Origin of the sequence: Tatumella saanichensis, from assembly GCF_000439375.1 — a bacterium.
Lineage (GTDB): Bacteria > Pseudomonadota > Gammaproteobacteria > Enterobacterales > Enterobacteriaceae > Tatumella > Tatumella saanichensis.
Map to the genome: position 1 here is coordinate 145,194 of NZ_ATMI01000001.1, position 22,834 is coordinate 168,027.

Consider the following 22,834-nt stretch of genomic DNA (forward strand, 5'->3'; position numbering starts at 1 on the left):
GAAATATGAATAAGGAAAACCCTTCTGTCGCAATAATTATGCCAGCTTATAATTCTGAGAACACAATCAGGAAGGCTATAGATTCAGTTGTACTCCAAACATATAAAAACTGGGTGCTCTATGTAATTGATGATAAGTCAACAGATGATACTTTGGATGTGATTTCAGAGTATTCTAGTTATGAGAATATAAAGATAATCAAAAAAGTAACTAATGGTGGTGCTGCCTTAGCTAGAAATTTAGGGTTAGAAAAATCGATAGAAGATATTATTTGCTTTCTTGATAGTGATGATGTTTGGCATAGTCGTAAACTTGAATTGCAAGTAAAAGAGATTACAAAGGGTGCAAGATTTGTTATCTCTGCATATAATTATATTTCTGATGGAAAAGTTAAAGTTAATTATAGTAAAGCAAATTTAACTAAAGATGATTTCATTAAAAAAAAATACAGGGTTTGTTTTTCCTCAGTTTGTTTTGTGAATGAAGAAAAGAAGCGAAAGTTTGAAGCTCTTGGTCATGAGGATTTCATTTTTTTGGTTGATCTTTTTGATTCCTATAATAGTTGTATTGTTTTGCCGGAAGTTTTAGTTGATTACTACGCTCAGAATGGTTCATTATCAAGTAATAAAATAGTTGCTTCTAAGTGGCACTTCCTAGCCTTAAGTTTTATGTTTACAAACAAGGTTAAAGTGATTTATTTGTTTTTATTTTATGTCATTAATTCATTTAAGTTCATGAGGTTAGTGAGAAAGAATAATGCTTAATATCGCTATAGTTATCAAGAGTGTCTACTCATATGCTGGTACCGAAAATATATGTAACTTCATGTCAGATTGCTTTGGTGCCGATCATAACGTAACAATATATTCTTTAGAAGGAGGAGGGACTCCTTTTTATCCTTTTGAAAAAGTTTCAGAAATAAAAAATTTAAGTAACAAAAAAAAACCCTTGATATCTTCTGTTATAGATATAAAAAAACGAAACTATGATATCGTCTATGTGATTAGTATGGGGAAGCTTAGCGTTATTTTTTCAATGTTAGCTTTAACTTTTTTGGATAAGAAAAAAACGAAGTTTGTAGCTTGCGAACATGTTGCGTATCAATCCTTTAGTCCTGCTGTTAAAGCTCTCAAAGGTATTTTTCTAAAGTTTTACGATAAAGTCGTGGTTTTAACCAAAGCGGATGAAAAAAAATACAAAGAATTAAATATTAACTCGCAGTTTATATCTAACCCTATCGAATATCATGGTTTATCAAAAAATTTTCGAACTAAAATAGCTTTTTCCGCAGGCCGTTTCAGCGAGCAAAAGGGATTTGATATGCTGATTGATATATGGAGCAAAGTGGTTGAAAGATCACCTGAGTGGAAGCTAATGATTGCTGGTGATGGGGATAAGTTTTCAGAAATAAATAATAAGATAAAAGCTTTGAACCTAAGTGAAAGTGTATGTTTATTAGGTAAAGTTACTGAGATGGAAAAGTACTATAAAAACTGTGACGTATACCTGATGACCTCGAGGTATGAGGGATTACCGCTTGTTTTACTTGAGGCTCAATCATGGGGAGTCCCTGTTATAGCTTTCGATTGTCCAACCGGCCCTAAGGAAGTCATCTCAAATGGTGTGAATGGATTTCTAGTCGATATGTTCAATATCGATAAGTATGCAGATCGAGTATGTTCCCTCGATGATGATAATATGTTTTTTAATTTGAGTGAAAACTCAACATCAAACTCGAAAAATTATGATTCAAATCTTATCAAAAGTAAGTGGCTTTCTTTAACGAGTGAGTTAATCGATACCGATCGAGGTAAATAAATTGAATGTTATATTTGGAATAATTTGTCATAGGCCAAGTGCTCCTTTGATTTATACTTTGCATAAACTTTCCAGTAATAAAAGCAATAAAATAATATTACATGTAGATAGTAAATCAAACTTGGATGAGTTTGATATACCCATAAAAGATAATATTGTTGTTGTACATAACCGTATTGATATTCATTGGGGTACAGTAACCCAAATAAATGCTACTTTAAATATTTTGAGTTTAGCTAATGAGTATGAATATGATTATTTTTTCCTGTTGTCCGGGGATGAAATACCAATCACATCTCAATCCAAGTTTCATGATTTCCTAATGGAAAATTCCGAGTTCGATTTTTTCGAGTTTCAAGGGGTTAATGATGTTTATGTCAACCCCCTCAATAGGGTGAAATATAGATATCCTGAATGGTATTTTAATAGAGAAAAAAGCTTACTCATGAAAGTTAGAAGTAGGTTGTTTAATGTGGTTAAGGATTTTTTTTATGAAAATAAAAAATTTTCAGATAACAAATATAGATTTCCTAAGCTATATAAAGGAAGTAATTGGTTTGGTGTAAAAAAAACAACAGCTCAATATATAATGGAGTTTATATCTTCTAACTATTGGTATCTTGAGTCTTTTGAACACTCATTCTGTGCTGATGAGGTCTTCTTTCATTCTATCATTAAAACTAACGAAAAAATATTAATATACAATGATCCCAAAATATCGTCTTCATCTTTAAGATATATAGATTGGAAGTCTGGACCAGAATTTCCGAAGGTGTTGGGTATAGCGGATGCTAAAAAAGTTAAGTCTAGCGGCTGCTTTTTTGCTAGGAAAATACCCCCAGCATCATCTGAAGATATTATTGAATCCTTCCAAGTCATGGAGTGAAAGTAAATGAATGTAGCTAACAATATTTTAAGGAAAATTAGATTTCCATTTAAGTTTTTTTATGCGGCGATCCAATACCTTTTTGTTTACAAAAGAGTAAGGAAAGTAGGAATAAGAAGTATACATGAGACATCTGAGTTTCTATTAAATAATCCAACTGTGTCGCTCGCTAGATTCGGAGATGGTGAGTTAGAAATGCTATCTTATAAAAATATTGGTTTTCAAAGTTATGATATAAAATTATCATTGGCTTTGAAGAATATTTTGTTAGAGGTGGAGAGTAATAAGAATTGCTTAGTTTGTATGCCTGATGGATTTAATAATACACGTTCAATGAACTTTGGTCCCGCATTATTCTGGTTTTTTCATAAGTCATTTTTTTTTAGGAAATATAGTGAATATCTTTCCAGTGAGTATTTATATGGCAATACATCAGTTACCCGGCCTTATAATGATTACAAGGTAAAAACTCAGGCAAAAAAAACATTTGATGACTTTAAACTTATTATAAAAGATTTGAATGTTTTGGTTGTTGAAGGTGCAGGCACAAAGTTGGGTGTAGGTAACGATCTTCTTAAGCAGGCTAAAAAGGTAATCCGGATCACAACTGTTAATGCTAACGCATTCAGTTTTTATAATGAAATATTTAACAGTATAGTTAAAAGAAAAAGTGAATATGATATTGTTCTTATTTCATTAGGCCCAACTGCTACCATTTTATCATTTGAATTAAGTAAACTAGGTATTAGATGTTTTGATACTGGGCATGTTGATATTGAATATGAATGGATGTTAAAAAATGCCAAGAAAAAAATAGCTATTTCGGGAAAGAATGTTAACGAAGCAGGAGTGATTTCATCATCAGAAAGTATTTTTATGAACAAAGTTTATGCATCTCAAATTATTGAGCATATTTCATAATTATAATTATAATTATAATTTTTATTTAAGGTTGAATTATGTTTGTGTTAATATTTAGAAAACTTAAAAATGCACACGCGCTAAAGAATTCTTTTTGGATGATGTCAGAAAAAATAGTTTCAATTTTTGGCTTGGTTTTTGTAACTTCTTTCGTCGCTAAGTACCTTGGCCCTACAAATTTTGGTAAGTTAACTTATGCAGCTTCTTTATTTGCTATAATAAGAGCTGTTGCTATGCTTGGTACTGATGATGTTATTTTTCAACGGACAAGTAGAAATGTGGTACTAGGGGAAAAGATAATTCATGCTACAAAAAAAACACGTGAGGTTATTTTTTTTGTTACAGGGTTTTCTTTGTTGTTATATATCTACACCACCGCTGATTATTTGACTTTTGTTTTTTCAATCTCTTCTTTTACTGCTGTTTATTTTTTAACTAAAGACGTATTTTCTATATATTTCAATGCTAGATTGAAATCGAAGGTAAATACTGTTTGTAATGTAAGTGGAGTAGTTGCCTCTCTCATTTTTAGATATTTCATAGCATACTTTAAATTTCCAGTTGAGTTTTTATCCATCCCTATTGTGTTAGTGACATTAATTCCATTTTCTCTTCGCTACATCTGGTTTAAAAGAGTGAGTTTACTTAACCGAGAAAAAATTCATCGGCGTGAAAAATTCATATCCGGATCTATGATACTTATTGGTAAACGCTTAGTGTTTTATACTCTTTCAGTAGAGATATTTACTAAGATATCTCAACTTTTCTTAGGTTATCACTCCAAATATGAGCTTGGGATATATACCGTCGCTGCTACTTTAGGAACAAGTTTTCATTTTGTTCTGAACGCTCTCATTTCATCATTTATGATTAAGGTATATAATGAGAGAGATATTAATATGGCTAGGAAGTTAGTGGCGAGAATTAATGGCATAATATTATCTATCTCCTTATTATGCTTGGTTTTTTTTGCTATTTTTGGGGGGGATATCATTTCATTGCTGTATGGAGATAAATATGATGGCGCTAATGAGATTTTAATCCCTATGGTTCTGGTGTGCCTCTTTTCCGGTCTCAGTACTGTTTCGGAAAAGTATATAATGAAATTCAATAGCTATGTGTATTTACAGCGTAAAACTAATGTCTTAATGGTTTTTAATATATTGGTGTCTTTTGCAATGATTCGTTACTTTGGGTTGAAAGGTGCAGTTTATTCTCTCCTGGCTACAGAAGTTTTATCAACTACACTCCTAAACTACTTATTCAGATCTGGTGAGATTTTTAAAATTCATATAAATACATTCAGTCCTAAAACTTATCTTAATTAGTTCTTTGCAATAAACCGCGTAGTTATAAATAATTTTAATTTTTTCCCAGCTACGGGTATTGTTTTATTATATTTTGGTATGTTTTTTTAAATTTCATTATATGTTATATTCAGTATCGTTTGTTATTGCAAAGTGATGCCCATCTCTGTCATGCATTAACAGTTACGTCACTTACAAAGATTGCAGGTTGCTGATGAACGTTTTGATTACAGGTGCGGCGGGTTTTATCGGATTCCATTTGGCGAACAGGTTGTTAACTGAAGGCCATACTGTTATCGGCGTCGATAACATGAATGACTACTATGATGTGGCGCTTAAGCAGTCGCGACTGGATAGGTTAAAACAGCATTCAGCCTTTACCTTTTATCAGACTGATCTGGCTGACCTTACTGGGCTGATGTCGGTGTTTGATAGCCATCCTTTGGATGTGGTGGTCAATATGGCCGCTCAGGCCGGGGTTCGTTTCTCTATCGAAAATCCGCAGGAATATTTGAAATCAAATATGCAGGGTTTTTTGAACCTGCTGGAGTGTTGCCGTAAGGTCAAGATCGGGCATCTAATCTATGCCTCTTCAAGCTCAGTTTATGGCCTTAATAAGAAGATGCCGCTGTCGACGGAAGATTCGGTGGACCATCCGGTGTCGTTCTATGCCGCCACCAAAAAATCTAATGAGTTGATGGCGCATACCTATTCGCACCTCTATTCCATCCCGACCACCGGTCTGCGCTTCTTTACCGTCTATGGTCCTTGGGGTCGTCCGGATATGGCGCTGTTCAAATTTACCAAGTCTATCTTGGCCGGTCAGCCTATCGATGTGTATAACCATGGCGAGATGTACCGTGATTTCACCTATATCGATGATATTGTCGAGTCTATGGTGAGGTTGTTGGATAAGGCTCCGCAACCTGATCCAAGCTGGTCGGTTGAGCAGGGTGGGGTGGCAAGCAGTTCAGCGCCTTACGCGTTGTACAATATCGGTAACAGTCATCCGGTGAAGTTATTGGATTACATCAAAACCTTGGAAGAGGCGTTGGGGATCAAAGCGCAACTTAATCTGATGCCCATGCAGCCAGGGGATGTGATGAATACCAGCGCCGATACTGCGCCGTTGTATCAGAAAATCGATTACAAACCTTCAACGCCGATTGATCGCGGGGTCGCTGAGTTTGTCCGCTGGTACAAAGATTATTATCAGGTCTGATCATTGAAAGAGCCTTAGTCTCGGTGAACTTATCGCGGCTAAGGCGATAACTTGTCCGTCGGTCCTCCCAACCGCATAAAATCCTCCAGTAATGATGGCTTAGTCAGCTTGGTTGGCGAACGGTATTTTCGTCCGTTGACCAAACCTTTTTTCTCCTCATTCTGCAACCACGCTGGTTGTGCATAATCTGCCTGCTTCTTGCTTCTAACCGCTTCTACCCCAGCTCCTCGTCACACTCTCCATACCCTTAGCTACCCCAAATCTTGCTGATCTGTCCGGCTCTGGGATCCTTGGGGGGCTAAACGAGTCCACTCGCCCAGGCTATATTTTTGGGTTGGTAAGTATTCCTGAATATTTTCATCTTTAAAATTGGTCAATTTTTCTGGTTATTAGGATAGGTATTTAAAAATAAACAGAATTGTTACCCACTTACTAGTTTATTAAAATTTAATTCATCAGGAGTATTGAACTTTAATCTGATGGCCGGGATTAATCTATGCTGAATATTTTGCGTTACCTCTCATTTATAAAAAACTCTTCCGCGTACAGGATCCCGACGAGGAGTTAATCCGCTAATGTGATCTGCGATGATTTATTTCGGGCAGAGAAAAATGTGGAAACTGATTAATCCAATTCAGCACTACAGCTGGGGAAGTAAAACGGCACTGACGCATTTATTTGGTATTGAGAACTCGACAGGGCTGCCGATGGCTGAATTATGGATGGGCGCTCATCCGCAAGGTAGTTCGCAACTGAATATCAACGGTGAAACCCTGACCCTGGAGCGTTTTATTCAGCGTGAACCCGAACGGTTACTTGGCCGACATCTGGCCGGAGAACATGCAAGGTTGCCATTTTTATTTAAAGTGCTGTGTGCCGAGCAGGCATTATCGATTCAGGTACATCCTGATAAAGCGGCGGCAGAACAGGGGTTTAGAGACGAAAATCAGCGAGGGATCCCGCTCGATGTCGCTGAACGTAACTATAAGGATGACAATCATAAACCGGAACTGCTGTATGCACTAACGCCGTTTCAGGGGATGAATGGCTTCCGGCCATTGAATAATATCGCCGCGTTACTGGCCCCTTTTTCGGCAACGGCTGCCCCATTCCGCACATTTATTATCTCGCCAGACGAAGCGCAGTTACGTCAGCTGTTGGGCTGGTTACTGACATTGCAGCAACAGCCCCTGCAGCGAGTGCTAAAGCAGCTTGATAGCCTCAGCCAGGCATCTCAACAACCTCCCTGGCCCACGGTTAGCCGATTATTAGCGGATTTTCCTGGGGATATCGGGGCCATAATGCCGCTATTGCTCAATCTGATTACGCTACAGCCCGGAGAGGCGATGTTCCTCAGTCCCGGTACTCCCCATGCCTATCTGCAGGGGAGCGGGTTGGAGATTATGGCTAACTCAGACAATGTGCTGCGCGCGGGGCTGACCTGTAAGCATATTGATAGTGACCAACTGCTGGCGCATACCCGTTTTTCCGGCCTTAGTGTGGCCGAATGCCGAGTACACCCCCGGGTACTGGACGGTGAAATTCGCTTTCCGGTACCGGTGGAGGATTTCAGCCTAGCGATCTTACCCTTAGACGGGTCTGTACACCTGTTACAACAGCGTGGCCCTCTGATTTTGTTCTGCATTCAAGGGAAAGTCAGCTGTGAGTCTGGTAGCACAATACTGATTTTGCTGCCCGGTGAGTCATTATTCGTGGCAGCGGACGACAGTCAGGTAGCGGTGTATGGCTATGGCGAAATAGCCATTGCCGGGGGGGCGATCGATAATTTAAAAATAAGATTTCTATCACAGAATTAATACTCTTTTCTCAGGAAACATCATATTACTGGACACGATGATGGCCGCTGAGATACCAGATTTTTTTGGTTATAAATTTTTCTTCTTAATAATATTAAAAGCTGAATCGATTAACCGATGTAACTGGAGTTCATCGAGTGTCGGTTTTTGTGATCGACTTAAATAATATGCCGATAAATTACCGTACTGCATCACATATTTTGTTTTTTTTAAGAAATAAAATAAGGGCGAAAACCATTCTCGTTCCTGTTGTATGCCTCGTTTCTGATCCACCCAGTGCAGCGACAGGATTTTAAAAAGTGTTGAGACGGAGGCAGCAGGTGACTATTGCTATTGTCATTGCTACGCACGGTTGGGCTGCTGAACAGCTGCTCAAAACCACTGAAATGCTGTTAGGTCAGCAGGAAAATGCTGGCTGGATCGATTTTGTTCCCGGTGAGAATGCCGAAAACCTGATTGAGAAATACCAGCAGTGTCTCGCTGGACTGGAGACCAGTGATGGGGTGCTTTTCTTGGTGGATACTTGGGGCGGTAGTCCGTTTAACGCTGCCAGCCGTATTGTGACCGATAAGGCTGATTTTCAGTTGGTCACCGGAGTAAATGTGCCGATGCTGGCAGAAGTGTTTATGGGACGCGATGATGGCCCGACAGTCAAACAGCTGGCTGCTATTGCCTTGGAAACCGGCAGGCAGGGGGTTAGGTCACTGAATAACGACTCGTCGCCTGTAGATGCGGTGGCAGCGACAGCTACTGCACAGACTCCAGCGGTCACCCCGATGTCAGCCAGTGATTATATGACCATCGCCTTGGCACGTATCGATGACCGGTTGATCCACGGCCAGGTAGCCACCCGTTGGACCAAAGAAACCAATGTGTCGCGCATTATTGTGGTCAGTGATGAGGTGGCTGCCGACACGGTACGTAAGACCCTACTAACCCAGGTGGCTCCACCCGGCGTCACCGCCCATGTGGTGGATGTCGCCAAAATGATCCGTGTCTATAACAACCCTAAATATGCCGGTCAGCGAGTCATGTTGCTGTTTACTAATCCGCTTGATGTTGAACGCTTAGTCGAGGCAGGCGTGAAGATTGTGTCAGTGAATATCGGGGGAATGGCTTTCCGGGAAGGTAAGGCCCAGGTGACTAATGCAGTGTCGGTGGATCAACAGGATATCGCCGCGTTCCGTCAATTGCATGACAGAGGGATCGAGCTGGAAGTCCGTAAAGTGTCTGGAGATCCGAAACTTAAGATGATGGATCTTATCAATAAAATCTCAGGGTAACAGCCCTTTAGCTAATGCTCGTTTAACTTCGCAGGAGAAGGTCAATGGAAATCACCACCCTTCAGATTGTACTGATATTTATCGTCGCCTGTATTGCCGGTATGGAATCGATCCTTGATGAGTTCCAATTTCACCGTCCACTGGTCGCCTGTACGCTAGTAGGAGCGGTACTGGGAGACATGAAAACCGGTATTATCATCGGCGGTACCCTAGAAATGATCGCGCTGGGCTGGATGAATATCGGCGCAGCGGTGGCACCGGATGCGGCACTGGCCTCGATTATCTCCACCATCTTGGTGATCGCCGGGCACCAGGGGATTGGTGCAGGTATTGCGCTGGCCATCCCGCTGGCAGCGACAGGGCAGGTACTGACCATACTGGTGCGTACTGTGACGGTGGCTTTCCAGCACGCCGCGGATAACGCCGCACGTAACGGTAACCTAAGCGCCATCACCCGAATACATATCTCGGCACTGTTTTTACAAGCCATGCGTATTGCTATCCCTGCACTGGTGGTGGCGGTCTCTGTTGGTACCAGCCAGGTGCAGCATATGCTTGAATCAATTCCTGAGGTGGTCAGTAACGGTCTGAATATTGCCGGTGGAATGATTGTGGTGGTGGGCTACGCCATGGTGATCAATATGATGCGTGCCGGTTACCTGATGCCATTCTTCTATCTGGGGTTTGTCACCGCCGCCTTTACCGACTTTAACTTAGTGGCGCTCGGGGTGATTGGCACCGTGATGGCGATTTTGTATATCCAACTTAGCCCCAAATACCAGCGCGGCGCAGCTGCCAGCAGTGCGACACCCGCTACCAATAACCTTGATAACGAATTAGACTAAGAGGTGAGTAACATGGTTGATTCCGTTGGTTCGACAGTAAAAAAACTCACCCCGAGTGATATTCGTGGGGTGTTCATTCGCTCGAATTTGTTTCAGGGGTCTTGGAACTTCGAACGTATGCAAGCGTTGGGTTTCTGTTTCTCAATGGTTCCAGCGATCCGCCGTCTCTATCCGGAGAACGATGAGGCCCGTAAGCAGGCCATTAAGCGTCATTTAGAGTTTTTTAATACCCATCCCTATGTGGCCGCACCGGTTCTGGGGGTGACCCTGGCGATGGAAGAGCAGCGCGCCAACGGGGCCGCCATTGATGACGGTGCCATTAACGGTATTAAGGTCGGGCTGATGGGGCCACTGGCCGGGGTGGGGGACCCGATCTACTGGGGAACCGTTCGTCCAGTGTTTGCAGCCTTAGGGGCCGGTATTGCCATGAGCGGCAGCCTACTGGGGCCACTGTTGTTCTTTGTATTGTTTAATATGGTGCGTTTGCTGACTCGCTATTACGGGGTAGCCTATGGCTATCGCAAAGGGGTCAATATTGTCAAAGATATGGGCGGCGGTTTCCTGCAAAAGCTGACCGAGGGGGCTTCGATCCTCGGGTTGTTTGTAATGGGAGCGCTGGTCAATAAGTGGACCCATGTGGATATTCCGGTGGTGGTTTCCAGTATCACCGATTCGACTGGCGCAACCAAGGTCACCACCGCCCAATCGATACTGGACCAGCTGATGCCGGGCCTGGTGCCGTTACTGCTGACCTTTGGCTGTATGTGGCTGTTACGCCGAAAAGTAAACCCTTTGCTGCTGATTATTGGCTTTTTTATTATCGGCATCGCCGGTTATGCCAGCGGACTGCTAGGTGTTTGAGTGTTTGACGGTGGGGGGCTCCCCTGCCGTTACTACCGGGGGGAATCATTATTAATGTAGATTGCATATAGGGTATAAATTGAGCGCAAAAAATTAAGACAAACTAGATCCTGATTAGCAGTTTATTTATGATTAAATTATTAATTTTATTTAAGTCTACGCAAATGTAGATAGCGCTGATAGGGGGCAACTTGTCTAGCGCGATAACCTTCTCTCGCTCTGAAAAACAGAAAAAGAACATAATTCATTTGATGGTTTAGGCTAGCGAAAGCACAATAGTCACCATTATTTTTTGTCTGAGCGACTGTGAATTTTGCCCTGCTGTGCTCACACCTATAACGGATTTCAGTACAATGAAAATTGCAATTGCCGGTACTGGCTATGTTGGACTTTCAAACGGTATTTTACTGGCGCAGCACCATCAGGTGGTGGCTTTGGATATTGATCCCCAAAAAGTTGAGAAACTGAATCGAAACGTTTCTCCTATCGCAGATCAAGATATTGAAACCTATCTGACAACTAAGGCACTGAATTTTACCGCCACCACGGATAAGCAGCAGGCTTACCAGGGTGCAGAATTTGTGATCGTCGCGACCCCGACAGACTACGATCCAGTGACTAACTATTTTAATACCCGCAGTGTCGAGTCGGTGATCAGTGATGTGTTGGCGATCAATCCGCAGGCGACCATTATTATCAAATCCACGATCCCGGTAGGCTTTACCCGCGAGCTGAAACAGCGGCTCGGTGTCGAAAACATTATCTTTTCCCCAGAGTTTCTCCGTGAAGGGCGTGCGCTGTACGATAACCTGCATCCATCACGGATTGTGGTCGGCAGCCAGTCGCCACAGGCAAAAGTGTTCGCTGACTTGCTGGTAGAAGGCGCCGAGAAACAGGATATCCCGGTGCTGTTCACTGACGATACGGAAGCCGAAGCGATTAAGCTGTTCGCCAATACCTATCTGGCGTTACGTATCTCTTATTTTAACGAGCTGGACAGCTATGCCGAGCATCATGGCCTCAACAGCCGTCAAATCATTGAAGGTATCGGCCTCGACCCGCGGATCGGTACCCACTACAACAACCCATCCTTTGGTTACGGCGGTTACTGCCTGCCGAAAGATACCAAACAGTTACTGGCAAACTATGAAAGTGTGCCGAATAACATTATCGGCGCGATTGTCGACGCTAACCGCACCCGCAAAGATTTTATCGCCGACAGTATCCTTAAGCGTCAGCCGAAAAAGGTGGGGATTTACCGCCTAGTGATGAAGTCAGGTTCCGATAACTTCCGTGCCTCGGCGGTGCAGGGCATTATGAAGCGACTTAAGGCGAAAGGGGTTGATATCCTGGTGTATGAACCGGTGCTTGATGAGCCACAGTTCTTTAATTCTCCGGTGACCCATGATGTGGAACAACTCAAGCAAGAGTGTGACGTCATCATTGCCAACCGCTTGGTCGATGAACTGAAAGACGTCAGTGATAAAGTCTATACCCGTGATCTGTTTGGAAACGATTGAGGATAGACTCAGTGCTGCCGGCCCAATGCCGGCAGTGTTTTGTTGTGCTGTGGTTTTCATCAGTGAGTGGGCAGTGTTACCGGCCACAGTTCTCGTCAGCCCTGGGTTACAGGCTGTAACACTTGGCTGAATGTGAAAAGGCGCACATCCATCTCTGCTGTCACTGCCCGTTGATCAGACTGGAAAGGTATTCGCCGTAGCGAGTTTTTTCTAGCCGTTTTGCCTGTTCTGCCACCTGCTCTACAGTGAGCCAGCTATTGCGATAAGCTATCTCTTCCAAGCAAGCCACTTTAAACCCTTGGCGTTCCTCAATAGTGTGAATAAATTGTGAGGCATCCAGCAGGCTTTCGTGGGTGCCGGTATCCAGCCAAGCAAAGCCCCTGCCTAGGCGTTCCACATTGAGCAAACCAGCCTCCAAGTACAGCTGATTAATACTGGTTATCTCTAACTCGCCGCGGGCCGAAGGGGTCACCTGTCTTGCCATTTCAGTGACTTGTGAGTCATAAAAGTAAAGCCCTGTTACCGCCCAGTTAGAGCGGGGAATGGCAGGCTTTTCTTCCAGCGATAGGGCGACTGTATGTTGGTCAAACTCCACAACACCATAACGCTGAGGATCTTTCACCTGATAACCAAACACTGTCGCACCAACTGTTCTTTCTACCACCGACAGCAGTTTGCTGCCAAAGCCTTGACCAAAAAAGATATTATCACCCAGTACCAGGGAACAGTTTTCACCGGCAATAAAATCTTCGGCGATCAGAAACGCTTGTGCAACACCGGCTGGATGCTGTTGGACTCGGTAGCTAAGCCGGATCCCAAACTGTTGCCCTTCGCCTAACAGCCTCTGAAAGGAGGGCAGATCTTCGGCTGTGGTGATGATCAGAATATCGCGGATACCGGATAACATCAGTACTGATATCGGGTAATAGATCATCGGTTTGTCGTAAACCGGTAACAGCTGCTTGGACACTCCTTGGGTAATGGGATAGAGCCTACTGCCGGTTCCACCGGCCAGCACAATTCCTTTCATGATCGTATCCTCATTTTTTCACGATATTTTGGCGTTGCCAGCCATCGTTTTTATCCTGAACCTTCTGCCACCATTGTCGGTTATTCAAGTACCATTCAACGGTTTTACGCAGCCCGGTGTCGAAGGTTTCCCTAGGGGTCCAGTGAAGCTCCGACATGATCTTACTGGCATCAATGGCATAACGTTTATCATGGCCCGGCCGGTCAGCGACAAAGGTAATCAGTTCACTATAACTGTGAGCCTCGGTGCCAGTGCAGGGGTGCAGCTCATCCAGTATTTGGCAGATCCTCTGTACAACGTCCAAGTTAGTGTGTTCGTTGTTGCCCCCGATATTATAGGTTTCACCCTGTTTACCCTGAGTGATCACCGTCCAGAGCGCTCTAGCATGATCATCCACATATAACCAATCACGTATCTGCTGACCGTCTCCATACACTGGGAGAGGGTTACCGTTAAGGGCATTAATGATGGTCAGTGGGATTAATTTTTCCGGATAATGGTGGGGGCCATAATTATTGGAGCAGTTAGTCACAATGACCGGCAAGCCATAGGTTCGTCCCCAGGCTCTGACCAGATGATCACTGGCAGCCTTGGAAGCAGAATAAGGACTACTTGGCGCATAGGGGGTATCTTCGCGGAAAAAGTCATCACGGCTGTGCAGGTCACCATAGACTTCATCGGTAGAGATATGATGGAAGATAAATCTGTGCTCTGACGGCTGGCGGACCGAGTGTAGATAATACCTAGCCGCCTCAAGTAAGTGGTAAGTACCGAGAATATTGGTATTGATAAAAGCCGCCGGTCCGTCGATTGAACGGTCAACATGGCTTTCTGCTGCCAGATGCATAATGGCATCCGGCTGGATTTCTGCAAGTAATCGGTCAACACCTGCGCGATCACAGATATCCAGCAGTTCAAAGCGGAAGCGCTTATCGTCGCTAACAGGGGCCAGTGAATCAGGATTACCGGCATAGGTCAGGCTATCAACAACGGTGACCTCAGCGCTGGTAGTATGGATCAGGTGGCGAACGACGGCCGAGCCGATAAATCCTGCGCCGCCAGTCACAATAATTTTCATGGTCATTATTCACTTAATACAGAATATGGCAGCAACGGGGTGCTGTTGCGGACTGAGAAATCTCAAACTATGCAGGCTCAGCCCGACCTTAAAAGCGTTGTGCTGATTGTCCCACACTTTTCCGCATAACCCGCATTTTATCCGCAAGCAGAGAGACGATCGCATCAGACGAGGATGATTATTCAACATGCGTAGCTATTCAGGAAGGCGGCGCAATGGATTTTGTGGGTTACTCGACGAGGGCAGCAGAGAGTGCGGTGACAACAACAGCAATGCCACCGCAGAGGGAATATTATGTTGTATGCAACTGACGATCCGCCAACAACTTATCGACATACAGGGTGTCTTGCGGTTGCTGCGCTTCGATGCGGGCGATGGCCTGACTGAATTGTGGCAGGTAGCGTTTATGGGCGTAGAGTAACTGGTCGAGTACCTGTCGGGCGGTATCTCCGCTGCGGATCAAAGGGTTGATGGTAAAGGCATGCAGGGCTGCGCCATAATCACCGCTGATTGCCGCTTCAATGACTGTCTGCTCCATCCCTTTCATGATCTGCAACATACCTCGTGCCGCCGGTGGGAACGCCCCCCAGTTCAGGGGTTCGGCACCGTGTGAGGTAATGACGGCACTGACCTCGGCAATACTGTCTGCCGGTAGGTCACTGAGCGCGCCGTTATTACGGGTACTGACCACCATAATCCGCCGACTGTCGTTGTAAATCGACTCAATCAAATCACAGGCCGCATCACTGTAATGGGCACCGCCACGCTCTGCCAGTTCGGCCGGTTTCTCTTTAAGGTCAGGGTTTTTATACATCTCAAACAGCCGTTTCTCGGTGGCTTTAACTACCTCAGCCCGGGTGGCGTACTTTGCAAAATCAGAGACCGAGTGCTCCAGCATCTGCTGCTCTAAATAATAATAGCGGTGATAACCGCAGGGCAGTAGGCCGAGATGTTTTATCATGTCGACGTTAAAGGGCACTTGGTGAATATTACGCAGCCCTTCATTCTGCTGGTGGCTGGCATAGATAGCCTCGATCAGTCTCTGGGTCTGTTCATTACCACGGGCATCCCAGACTCGGTGCCAGTGGAAATGGTTAAGGCCTGCAAATTTAAAGAACAGCGACTCTTCCGGCTGGTTCAGAAGCTTTTTGGCCTGTTCAATATGGCTGAACGGCACATTACACAGGCCGATGGTTTTTTCCCATTGCCCGCAGCGGATAGCAGCTTCGGTGACCATACCGGCCGGGTTAGTAAAGTTCACCAGCCACGCATTCGGGCACTGCTGGCGCATATCTTCGATAATTTGCAGGATCACCGGAATGGTACGGAAAGCCTTGAGAATACCCCCTGCACCATTGGTTTCCTGACCGAGAAAGCCGTGGGAAAGGGGAATACATTCATCCTTCTGCCGCGCTTCCAGCAGTCCGACCCGGAATTGGGTGGTAACAAAGTCCGCCTGTTTCAAGGCGGCTTTACGGTCGAGGGTGAGATGAATTTTCCATGGCAGGCCGGCAGCTTCAATCATGCGGCGGGCCAGGGTGCCTACAATTTCTAATTTCTCTTTGCCTTCCTCAATATCTGTCAGCCAGATCTCACGGATGGGCAGTTTATCTTGACGCAGGATCAGGCCTTCGATCAGTTCCGGGGTGTAACTGGAGCCACCTCCGATAGTGACAATTTTCATCGGGTATCCTTACTCTGTGAAGTGAATGAATCGAATTTACGGTATAGGCGGACAATTTCCTCGGCCATTTCACGGCAAAGTTGGGCGTTCATAATGTGGTCTTGGGCATGCACCATAATCAGGCTGACCGGCGTGCGACCACTGCCTTGGTCTTCGCCGATAAGCTGTGTTTGCGTCTGGTGACAGTGGTGGGCGGCTTCATCTGATTGGTGCAGAAAAGCCGCAGCACTCTCCCAGCGGCCATCGCGGGCTGCTTGAATGGCTTCCATAGCACAGGACTTTGACTCGCCGGCGGTGACAATTAAGCTGATGATAAGCTCTTCATTGATTTCCATGAGGATCGTTCTCCAAGGTTTCTGCGGCCAACAGACTGCGTTCGTAGATCCTGAAAAACGGGTAGTAGATCACAATCGAAGTAAAGATCAGCAGGATCGCCAGCAGGGCAGCATTGATATCCCAACCCGCCGCCCAGGCCGCACCGACCGGTGCCGGTGCAGTCCAAGGGACGATAGAGACAATATGTTCGATCAGCCCGTATTTAATGGCATACCAACCCAACAGACCATTAACCATTGGGCTGAGGATAAACGGGATAAAGAACAAGGTATTCATGACGATGGGTGAACCGAAAATCACCGGTTCGTTGATATTAAAAATTGCCGGAACCAGTGAGATTTTACCGATAGAGCGTAGGTGGGCAGATTTACTGCGTAGGTAGAGCAGTACCAAGCCGATGGTTGCACCGGAACCTCCCATCAGTACGAAGAACGCCCAGAAAGGCTCCACAAAGATACGATCTGGAGGTAGCCCGTTGGCCATATTGATCTGATTGAGACCAATGTTGGTCAGCCAAAAGGCTTGAAAGAAGCCACCGACAATGCTGGCTCCGTGAATGCCAGCAAACCACAGCATATGGCAGAGCACCACTGCCAGGATCACCGCCGGTAACGAATCAGAGGCAGAAAGCAGCGGATTGAACAATGCCATAATGGCTTGCGGGATCAGCATACCGCTTACCGCCTGTATTCCCAGGCTGAGGGGAAACAGCAGTAACAATACCAGTGTCATAGGGATCAACTGATTAAAGGATTTGCGGATATTGTCGGGAACCTGCTCGGGTAGACGAATACCAATATTACGTTGATGCAGCATCCGGCAGAGTTCGGTGACCAGCAGTGCAACAATAATGGCCGTGAAGATGCCGGTCCCACCGAGGTAAGTGGCTGACATCACGCCGTCTGTTAGCGGACAGCACAATAATAGAAACGCCCCCAGTGCCAGCAGGGCAATATTTAATTCCGCGAGTTTATAATGACGAGCGAGACAATAGGCAATGGCAGGACAGATATAGACCGAAATGATACCCATGGTCATATTATAAGGCGTCAGTAATTGCTGTTTATATTCTGCGGCGAACCACAGCCAGCCGCGGGCGAGGAAAAAGCGGTTATCTTCGGCAAAGGGTGGGTAGGCAAATATCAATACAAATGAACCGATGATCATAAAAGGCATCACCATGACGAAACCGTCACGAATGGCCATAATATGCCGCTGTGCGGCAATCTTCCCAGCCATTGGTAACATAACGGTTTCCAGCGAGGCAAATATCCTGCTGATAGCCATAATAACCCTCCGTGGTTATTCGAGTGCCAGGGCCGTTTCCAGCACTCTGTCACCGCGCATCATGCCGTAATCCAGGGTATTAATCACCGCTACGGGGATATTGAGCGGTGCCAGCTTCTCTTTCATTTCGGCCAATTTATATTTGATCTGTGGACCCAGCAGGCAGCAGTCACAGTGGGGCGTTTCGGTGTCAAACTCATTGATACTGATTGCGGTAATGTCCACCGAAAGTCCCTTTTGTTCGGCATATTTTCGCATACGGGAGACCAGCATACTGGTCGACATACCTGAGGCACAACACAACACGATCCGTTTCATGGTTGACATCCTGTTATCCTGAAAAAGGTGATGATTTCGGTTGCTGCATAGGTTTTATACCCCGGCGGATAAAAGGATTGTGTGCGGCTAATCACAACCAAAAATAACAAATCCAGAACCTTCGGATAAATGTCAGTATTCGCAAGCTACTTCAAAAATAAAGACTAAAATAGCCGAGCGTAGTAGGAGTAAATAGACAGAGTCAGCGGGGGGTTATATTAAAGATTATTAATCAGTGAAGGTGACGGCTTGGTCTTCTCAGCAAACGCTGAGCGGGGATGGAAACACTTTTGTTGCGAATGGCGCAATTATCCTTTGCATCCGCGGATATTTGTGGTTCCGCTCAGTTATGCTTTACTGACCGCTATCCGTAGACCGCCACTCAGGGTACTGAGTGGCGTTTTTTACGACAATAAAAGAATAACAGGAGTCGATACTATGCCCATCGCGTTGCTGGCTTTGGCACTCAGTGCCTTTGCTATCGGTACTACCGAATTTGTCATTATGGGGTTATTACCCGAGGTAGCGGGTAATCTGTCGGTGTCTGTTCCCGCAGCCGGCTGGCTGATCAGCGGCTATGCGCTAGGGGTGGCCTTTGGCGCACCGGTGATGGCGTTGATCACCGCTCGCTTGCCGCGTAAACGGACACTACTGTTACTGATGCTGATTTTTATCCTTGGTAACCTGATGTGCGCGCTGGCCGGTGACTATCACTGGTTGATGTTGGCACGGGTGGTGACGGCGTTATGCCATGGGGCATTCTTCGGCATCGGCTCGGTAGTGGCGGCCCGACTGGTGGCTCCGCATCGACAGGCATCGGCAGTGGCGCTGATGTTTACCGGCCTGACGTTGGCCAATGTACTCGGGGTGCCACTGGGCACCTGGTTTGGCCAATTATATGGTTGGCGGGCCACCTTTTGGGCGGTCAGTGTCATCGGTGTGTTGGCCTTTATTGCACTGTGGGTCAGCCTGCCAGCGGATCGGCAGGAGAAGCCAGTGGATTTGCTCAGTGAAGTGCGAGCGTTACGTGGTGGTAAACTGTGGCTGTCGTTGCTGACCACTGTCTGGTTTTCTGCCGCTATGTTTGCGCTGTTCAGCTATATCGCGCCGTTGTTATTACAGGTGACCGGTATTAGTCAGCGAGGTGTTAGCTGGACCCTATTTTTGATCGGTGCTGGGCTGACGGTGGGAAATACCCTAGGGGGACGTCTGGCAGATCGTAATCTTCGCCTTAGCCTGATATTAAGTTTCAGCCTGCTGACGCTACTGTCGCTGTTATTTCGCTGGACCAGCCTGACGGTAACCTTGGCAGAGATCACCTTGTTTCTGTGGGCGATGGCGGCATTTTCTCTGGTGCCTGCTTTACAGATTAATGTGGTGCGCTACGGTCAGGACGCCCCGCATTTGGTCTCAACCTTAAATATTTCTGCCTTTAACCTCGGTAATGCCCTAGGGGCTTGGCTGGGAGGCGTGATGATTGCCAGCGGAGCCGGTTTAGCCACCGTCCCATTGATGGCGGCAGCGCTGGCGCTGGCAGGGGTGATCACCACCCTGATGATTTTCCGTCGACCGGTAGACCGTCATCTCGGTTCTGACGCCAGAGAACCTCGCCGCGATCAGTGCTGATGATGCTGGGCTTCAATCTCGGTGATTAACTGTCCGGCCTGTTGGTGCAGATGACGAATAAACGCCCCGCTTAACGAAGAGGCGGGGCGGTGCAGCGGGCGGATCAGACTGACGGTAAAGGGCACGCTGATACTGAAAGGACGGATCACTACTCCCTGAGCGGTATAGTCCAAGGCAGTCAGCGGGTTAATAATCGAAACCCCAACACCGGCCCTGACCATGGCACAGACCGAGGCTGCACTGTGAGTTTCCATTCGCAACTGGCGGTTAACCTGATGCTCCTGAAACAACCGGTCAAGTAACTGCCGATAACTGTCTTCCCGGGACAGGCTGATAAAGGGTAAGCCGCTAAAATCCTGTGGGGTTAATCGCGGTTTGTCCGCCAGCGGGTGGCCAGCCGGTAACACACAGACTTCGTCTACGGTCAGCAGGGGGATCAATTCGGTTCCCGGTGGTTGCTGGCGGGTTTCGGTCAGACCGAGATCGTAACGTTGGGCTGAGAGCCACTCTTCCAACAGTGGCGATTCACGGGGAATAATATTCATAGTCACCGAGGGATAACGTTGCAGAAACGGTTGGCACAACGCCGGCAGTAACGATTGGCTGAACGCCGGTAAACAGGCTACAGACAACTCCGCTTGGTGAAAATCCCGCAGTCCTTCTGCGGCTTCGCGTATCCGCTCCATGCCATACCAGCTGCGCTCCACCTCCTCGAACAGACGCAGTGCCTGTACTGTCGGTTGTAAGCGCCCACGTACCCGGCTGAATAGGGTGACACCGAGCTGTTGTTCAAAACGGGCCAGTTCGCGGCTTAAGGTCGGCTGGGAGGTATGAAGAAACTCAGCGGCCTGGGTCAGATTTCCCCGAGTCATAATGGCGTGGAAAATTTCGATCTGACGCCAGTGAATTTTTTGCATGGACAAGGCTCGTTGCGACAGGATCCCCTGCCTGAAAGCAGGGAGCCCGGTAAGTAAGTCCCTGCTCAGTAATAGAGCAGGGGAATATCAGAACATGGTATTGCTGTTCGCCGAGGTGGTCGGGACATCTTGCACCGAGTCCCAATGCTCGACAATTTTGCCGTCTTTCACACGGAAAATATCCACAATGGCACGGCCACGGTCACCCGGTTTCGCTATCGAGTGGACCCGCAGGAAGACGCGATCACCGTAAGTGCCGTACTGGCTGATCTCTGAACGGGCCTGCGGATTGGCCTTAAAGTAACCAGCGAAGTAATTCACAAAAGGCGCTCGGCCGTCCGGCACATGGGGATTATGCTGCTTATAATCCGCAGCTAGGTCGCGGTCAGCGGCTTTCAGATCATGCTGCGTAAAAAACTGTTGGTAGAAGTTATACACCAGTTGCAGGTTTTTATTTTCCTGAGCCAAGTTCCGTGCCGGACTATGGTCGGTGGGCGCCGGTAGTGGCTTGCTGGGACCGGCAAAGGCCGCCAATGGGCCAAGTAATCCGGCTATCAGTACCAATACTTTCTTCATCACTGCTCTCCTGCTGTGCCAATGTCGGGAAATAATGTGTGGCGCTGGCGACCCTCGTGGCCGCACGGCGACCGCACAGCTTCAGTGTAGCCGAAAAGTCTGGCTATCGACGCCGTTGGTTTAATGTATATCACAAATGAATAGGTATACGATAAAATGATATTTTTCAATATAGCAAGGCTGTGGCTTACTGACACGCTGATTACAGGAGAATGACACTATTATGCCACGCCCGCTGACTACCACTGACACTGCCCTTAACCGTAAACATCTGCTACCGCTGACTCAGCGTTACACTGGTCCTTTCTGGGCTTATGATGCCGAGGTTATCCTACAACAGATTGAAAAACTGCGGGATTTTGATGTGATCCGTTTTGCGCAGAAAGCCTGTTCGAATATCCATATTCTGCGGCTAATGCGTACCGCTGGGGTGCGGGTAGATTCGGTGTCGCTGGGGGAAATTGAGCGCGCGCTGGTGGCTGGTTATCAGGCCGAAGGGGACGAGATTGTGTTTACCGCCGATGTGCTGGATATCCCTGTGCTGCAACGGATCGCCGAGCTGAAAATTGCCGTCAATGCGGGCTCCATCGATATGCTGCATCAGTTGGCAGAGGTTTCTCCTGGCCACCGTGTCTGGTTACGCATTAATCCAGGCTTTGGTCATGGTCACAGCCAAAAGACCAATACCGGCGGGGAAAACAGTAAGCACGGGATCTGGTATCAGGATCTGGAAGAAGCATTGCGGGTGATTGCCGAAAAAGGCCTGACCCTAGCGGGGCTGCATATGCATATCGGTTCCGGCGTCGATTACCAGCACCTGCAACAGGTCTGTGATGCGATGGTGGCACAGGTGATAGACAGCGGGGCAGATGTTCACGCCATCTCTGCTGGCGGCGGCTTATCGATTCCGTACCATTATGGTGAGGAAGAGATCGATACCCGTCACTACTACAGCCTGTGGAACCGCGCCCGTCAGCAGATTGCGGAGCACCTCGGCCATCCAGTGACCTTAGAAATTGAGCCGGGCCGTTTCTTAGTAGCTCAGTCAGGGGTGTTGGTCTCGCAGGTACGGGCGGTTAAAGATATGGGCAGCCGTCACTTTGTGCTGGTGGATGCCGGTTTCAGTGATCTGATGCGGCCGGCGATGTACGGCAGCTATCACGAGATTTCGCTGATGAGCGCAGCTGAACGCCAGACCGATGAGGATCCCCTGGTGCCGACAGTGGTCGCCGGGCCGCTGTGCGAATCCGGAGATGTGTTTACCCAGAAAGAGGGCGGCACTGTCGACCCCCGTCCGTTACCAGCTGCACAGGTCGGCGATTACTTGGTGTTCCATGATACCGGTGCCTACGGGGCGACGATGTCATCCTGCTATAACAGCCGCCCGATGATCCCTGAAGTGCTATTTGAACAGGGCGTGCCAAGGGAAATCCGTCGTGCGCAGACCTTCAGTGAGTTACTGGCGGCAGAGTTGGATGCCGGTCAGTAAGGGGTCACTCGCC

The 22,834-nt window shown here is 46.6% G+C and carries 21 protein-coding genes; 13 read left to right on the forward strand and 8 right to left on the reverse strand.

What is annotated here, in order from left to right:
* Positions 1 to 5 precede the first annotated feature (5 nt).
* The 11 genes from DW47_RS0100685 to DW47_RS0100735 all read left to right on the forward strand — a co-directional run bounded on the left by DW47_RS0100685 (position 6) and on the right by DW47_RS0100735 (position 12,480).
* The gene (locus DW47_RS0100685; protein WP_038026934.1) at positions 6 to 764 is read left to right on the forward strand and encodes a glycosyltransferase family 2 protein; all 759 of its coding nucleotides are present in this window, start codon (positions 6 to 8) and stop codon (positions 762 to 764) included.
* A complete protein-coding gene (locus DW47_RS0100690) occupies positions 757 to 1,818 on the forward strand; it encodes a glycosyltransferase family 4 protein (protein WP_051150782.1) in 1,062 nt (353 codons plus the stop codon). Before DW47_RS0100685 ends, DW47_RS0100690 begins: the two co-directional genes overlap by 8 nt.
* Before the next feature lies 1 nt (position 1,819).
* Entirely contained in the window at positions 1,820 to 2,704 is an 885-nt protein-coding gene (locus tag DW47_RS0100695; RefSeq protein ID WP_029684392.1) for a beta-1,6-N-acetylglucosaminyltransferase, read from the forward strand.
* A gap of 6 nt (positions 2,705 to 2,710) precedes the next feature.
* Entirely contained in the window at positions 2,711 to 3,625 is a 915-nt protein-coding gene (locus DW47_RS0100700) for a GT-D fold domain-containing glycosyltransferase (RefSeq protein ID WP_051150783.1), read from the forward strand.
* A 38-nt stretch (positions 3,626 to 3,663) separates the two neighbouring features.
* A complete protein-coding gene (locus DW47_RS0100705; protein WP_029684395.1) occupies positions 3,664 to 4,953 on the forward strand; it encodes an MATE family efflux transporter in 1,290 nt (429 codons plus the stop codon).
* 193 nt (positions 4,954 to 5,146) lie between these two features.
* A complete protein-coding gene (locus DW47_RS0100710) occupies positions 5,147 to 6,154 on the forward strand; it encodes an NAD-dependent epimerase (RefSeq protein ID WP_029684397.1) in 1,008 nt (335 codons plus the stop codon).
* A 611-nt stretch (positions 6,155 to 6,765) separates the two neighbouring features.
* The gene (gene manA, locus DW47_RS0100715) at positions 6,766 to 7,971 is read left to right on the forward strand and encodes a mannose-6-phosphate isomerase, class I (protein WP_051150788.1); all 1,206 of its coding nucleotides are present in this window, start codon (positions 6,766 to 6,768) and stop codon (positions 7,969 to 7,971) included.
* 320 nt (positions 7,972 to 8,291) lie between these two features.
* Positions 8,292 to 9,254, forward strand: coding sequence for a PTS mannose transporter subunit IIAB (manX, locus tag DW47_RS0100720; RefSeq protein WP_029684399.1), 963 nt, complete (start codon positions 8,292 to 8,294; stop codon positions 9,252 to 9,254).
* Between the two features lie 44 nt (positions 9,255 to 9,298).
* The gene (locus DW47_RS0100725; RefSeq protein ID WP_029684400.1) at positions 9,299 to 10,099 is read left to right on the forward strand and encodes a PTS mannose/fructose/sorbose transporter subunit IIC; all 801 of its coding nucleotides are present in this window, start codon (positions 9,299 to 9,301) and stop codon (positions 10,097 to 10,099) included.
* A gap of 12 nt (positions 10,100 to 10,111) precedes the next feature.
* Positions 10,112 to 10,960: a PTS mannose transporter subunit IID gene (locus DW47_RS0100730; RefSeq protein WP_029684401.1), complete on the forward strand. Its 849-nt coding sequence runs from the start codon at positions 10,112 to 10,114 to the stop codon at positions 10,958 to 10,960.
* A gap of 353 nt (positions 10,961 to 11,313) precedes the next feature.
* A complete protein-coding gene (locus DW47_RS0100735; protein WP_029684402.1) occupies positions 11,314 to 12,480 on the forward strand; it encodes a nucleotide sugar dehydrogenase in 1,167 nt (388 codons plus the stop codon).
* A 160-nt stretch (positions 12,481 to 12,640) separates the two neighbouring features.
* Here DW47_RS0100735 and rfbA read toward each other — a convergent pair whose 3' ends face one another.
* The 6 genes from rfbA to DW47_RS0100765 form a co-directional block, all read right to left on the reverse strand.
* Positions 12,641 to 13,510, reverse strand: a complete 870-nt coding sequence (rfbA, locus tag DW47_RS0100740; protein WP_029684404.1) for a glucose-1-phosphate thymidylyltransferase RfbA — start codon at positions 13,508 to 13,510, stop codon at positions 12,641 to 12,643.
* A gap of 10 nt (positions 13,511 to 13,520) precedes the next feature.
* Positions 13,521 to 14,588: a dTDP-glucose 4,6-dehydratase gene (gene rfbB / locus DW47_RS0100745; RefSeq protein ID WP_029684405.1), complete on the reverse strand. Its 1,068-nt coding sequence runs from the start codon at positions 14,586 to 14,588 to the stop codon at positions 13,521 to 13,523.
* A gap of 292 nt (positions 14,589 to 14,880) precedes the next feature.
* Positions 14,881 to 16,272: a 6-phospho-beta-glucosidase gene (locus DW47_RS0100750; protein ID WP_029684406.1), complete on the reverse strand. Its 1,392-nt coding sequence runs from the start codon at positions 16,270 to 16,272 to the stop codon at positions 14,881 to 14,883.
* Entirely contained in the window at positions 16,269 to 16,607 is a 339-nt protein-coding gene (locus tag DW47_RS0100755; RefSeq protein WP_029684407.1) for a PTS lactose/cellobiose transporter subunit IIA, read from the reverse strand. The genes DW47_RS0100750 and DW47_RS0100755 overlap by 4 nt, the downstream gene beginning before the upstream one ends.
* The gene (locus tag DW47_RS0100760; protein WP_029684408.1) at positions 16,594 to 17,895 is read right to left on the reverse strand and encodes a PTS sugar transporter subunit IIC; all 1,302 of its coding nucleotides are present in this window, start codon (positions 17,893 to 17,895) and stop codon (positions 16,594 to 16,596) included. The genes DW47_RS0100755 and DW47_RS0100760 overlap by 14 nt, the downstream gene beginning before the upstream one ends.
* 15 nt (positions 17,896 to 17,910) lie before the next feature.
* Positions 17,911 to 18,213: a PTS sugar transporter subunit IIB gene (locus tag DW47_RS0100765; RefSeq protein WP_029684409.1), complete on the reverse strand. Its 303-nt coding sequence runs from the start codon at positions 18,211 to 18,213 to the stop codon at positions 17,911 to 17,913.
* 438 nt (positions 18,214 to 18,651) lie between these two features.
* Between DW47_RS0100765 and DW47_RS0100770 the strand changes: the two genes are divergently transcribed.
* A complete protein-coding gene (locus tag DW47_RS0100770; protein ID WP_051150784.1) occupies positions 18,652 to 19,839 on the forward strand; it encodes an MFS transporter in 1,188 nt (395 codons plus the stop codon).
* Here the strand turns inward: DW47_RS0100770 and DW47_RS0100775 are convergent.
* Both DW47_RS0100775 and DW47_RS0100780 read right to left on the reverse strand, forming a co-directional pair.
* Entirely contained in the window at positions 19,830 to 20,756 is a 927-nt protein-coding gene (locus DW47_RS0100775; RefSeq protein ID WP_029684412.1) for a LysR family transcriptional regulator, read from the reverse strand. The two genes, DW47_RS0100770 and DW47_RS0100775, sit on opposite strands and share 10 nt — an antisense overlap.
* Positions 20,757 to 20,843: 87 nt before the next feature.
* Positions 20,844 to 21,332: a nuclear transport factor 2 family protein gene (locus tag DW47_RS0100780; RefSeq protein ID WP_029684413.1), complete on the reverse strand. Its 489-nt coding sequence runs from the start codon at positions 21,330 to 21,332 to the stop codon at positions 20,844 to 20,846.
* 223 nt (positions 21,333 to 21,555) lie between these two features.
* Between DW47_RS0100780 and lysA the strand changes: the two genes are divergently transcribed.
* A complete protein-coding gene (gene lysA, locus DW47_RS0100785; RefSeq protein ID WP_029684414.1) occupies positions 21,556 to 22,821 on the forward strand; it encodes a diaminopimelate decarboxylase in 1,266 nt (421 codons plus the stop codon).
* The last annotated feature ends 13 nt before the right edge of the window (positions 22,822 to 22,834 follow it).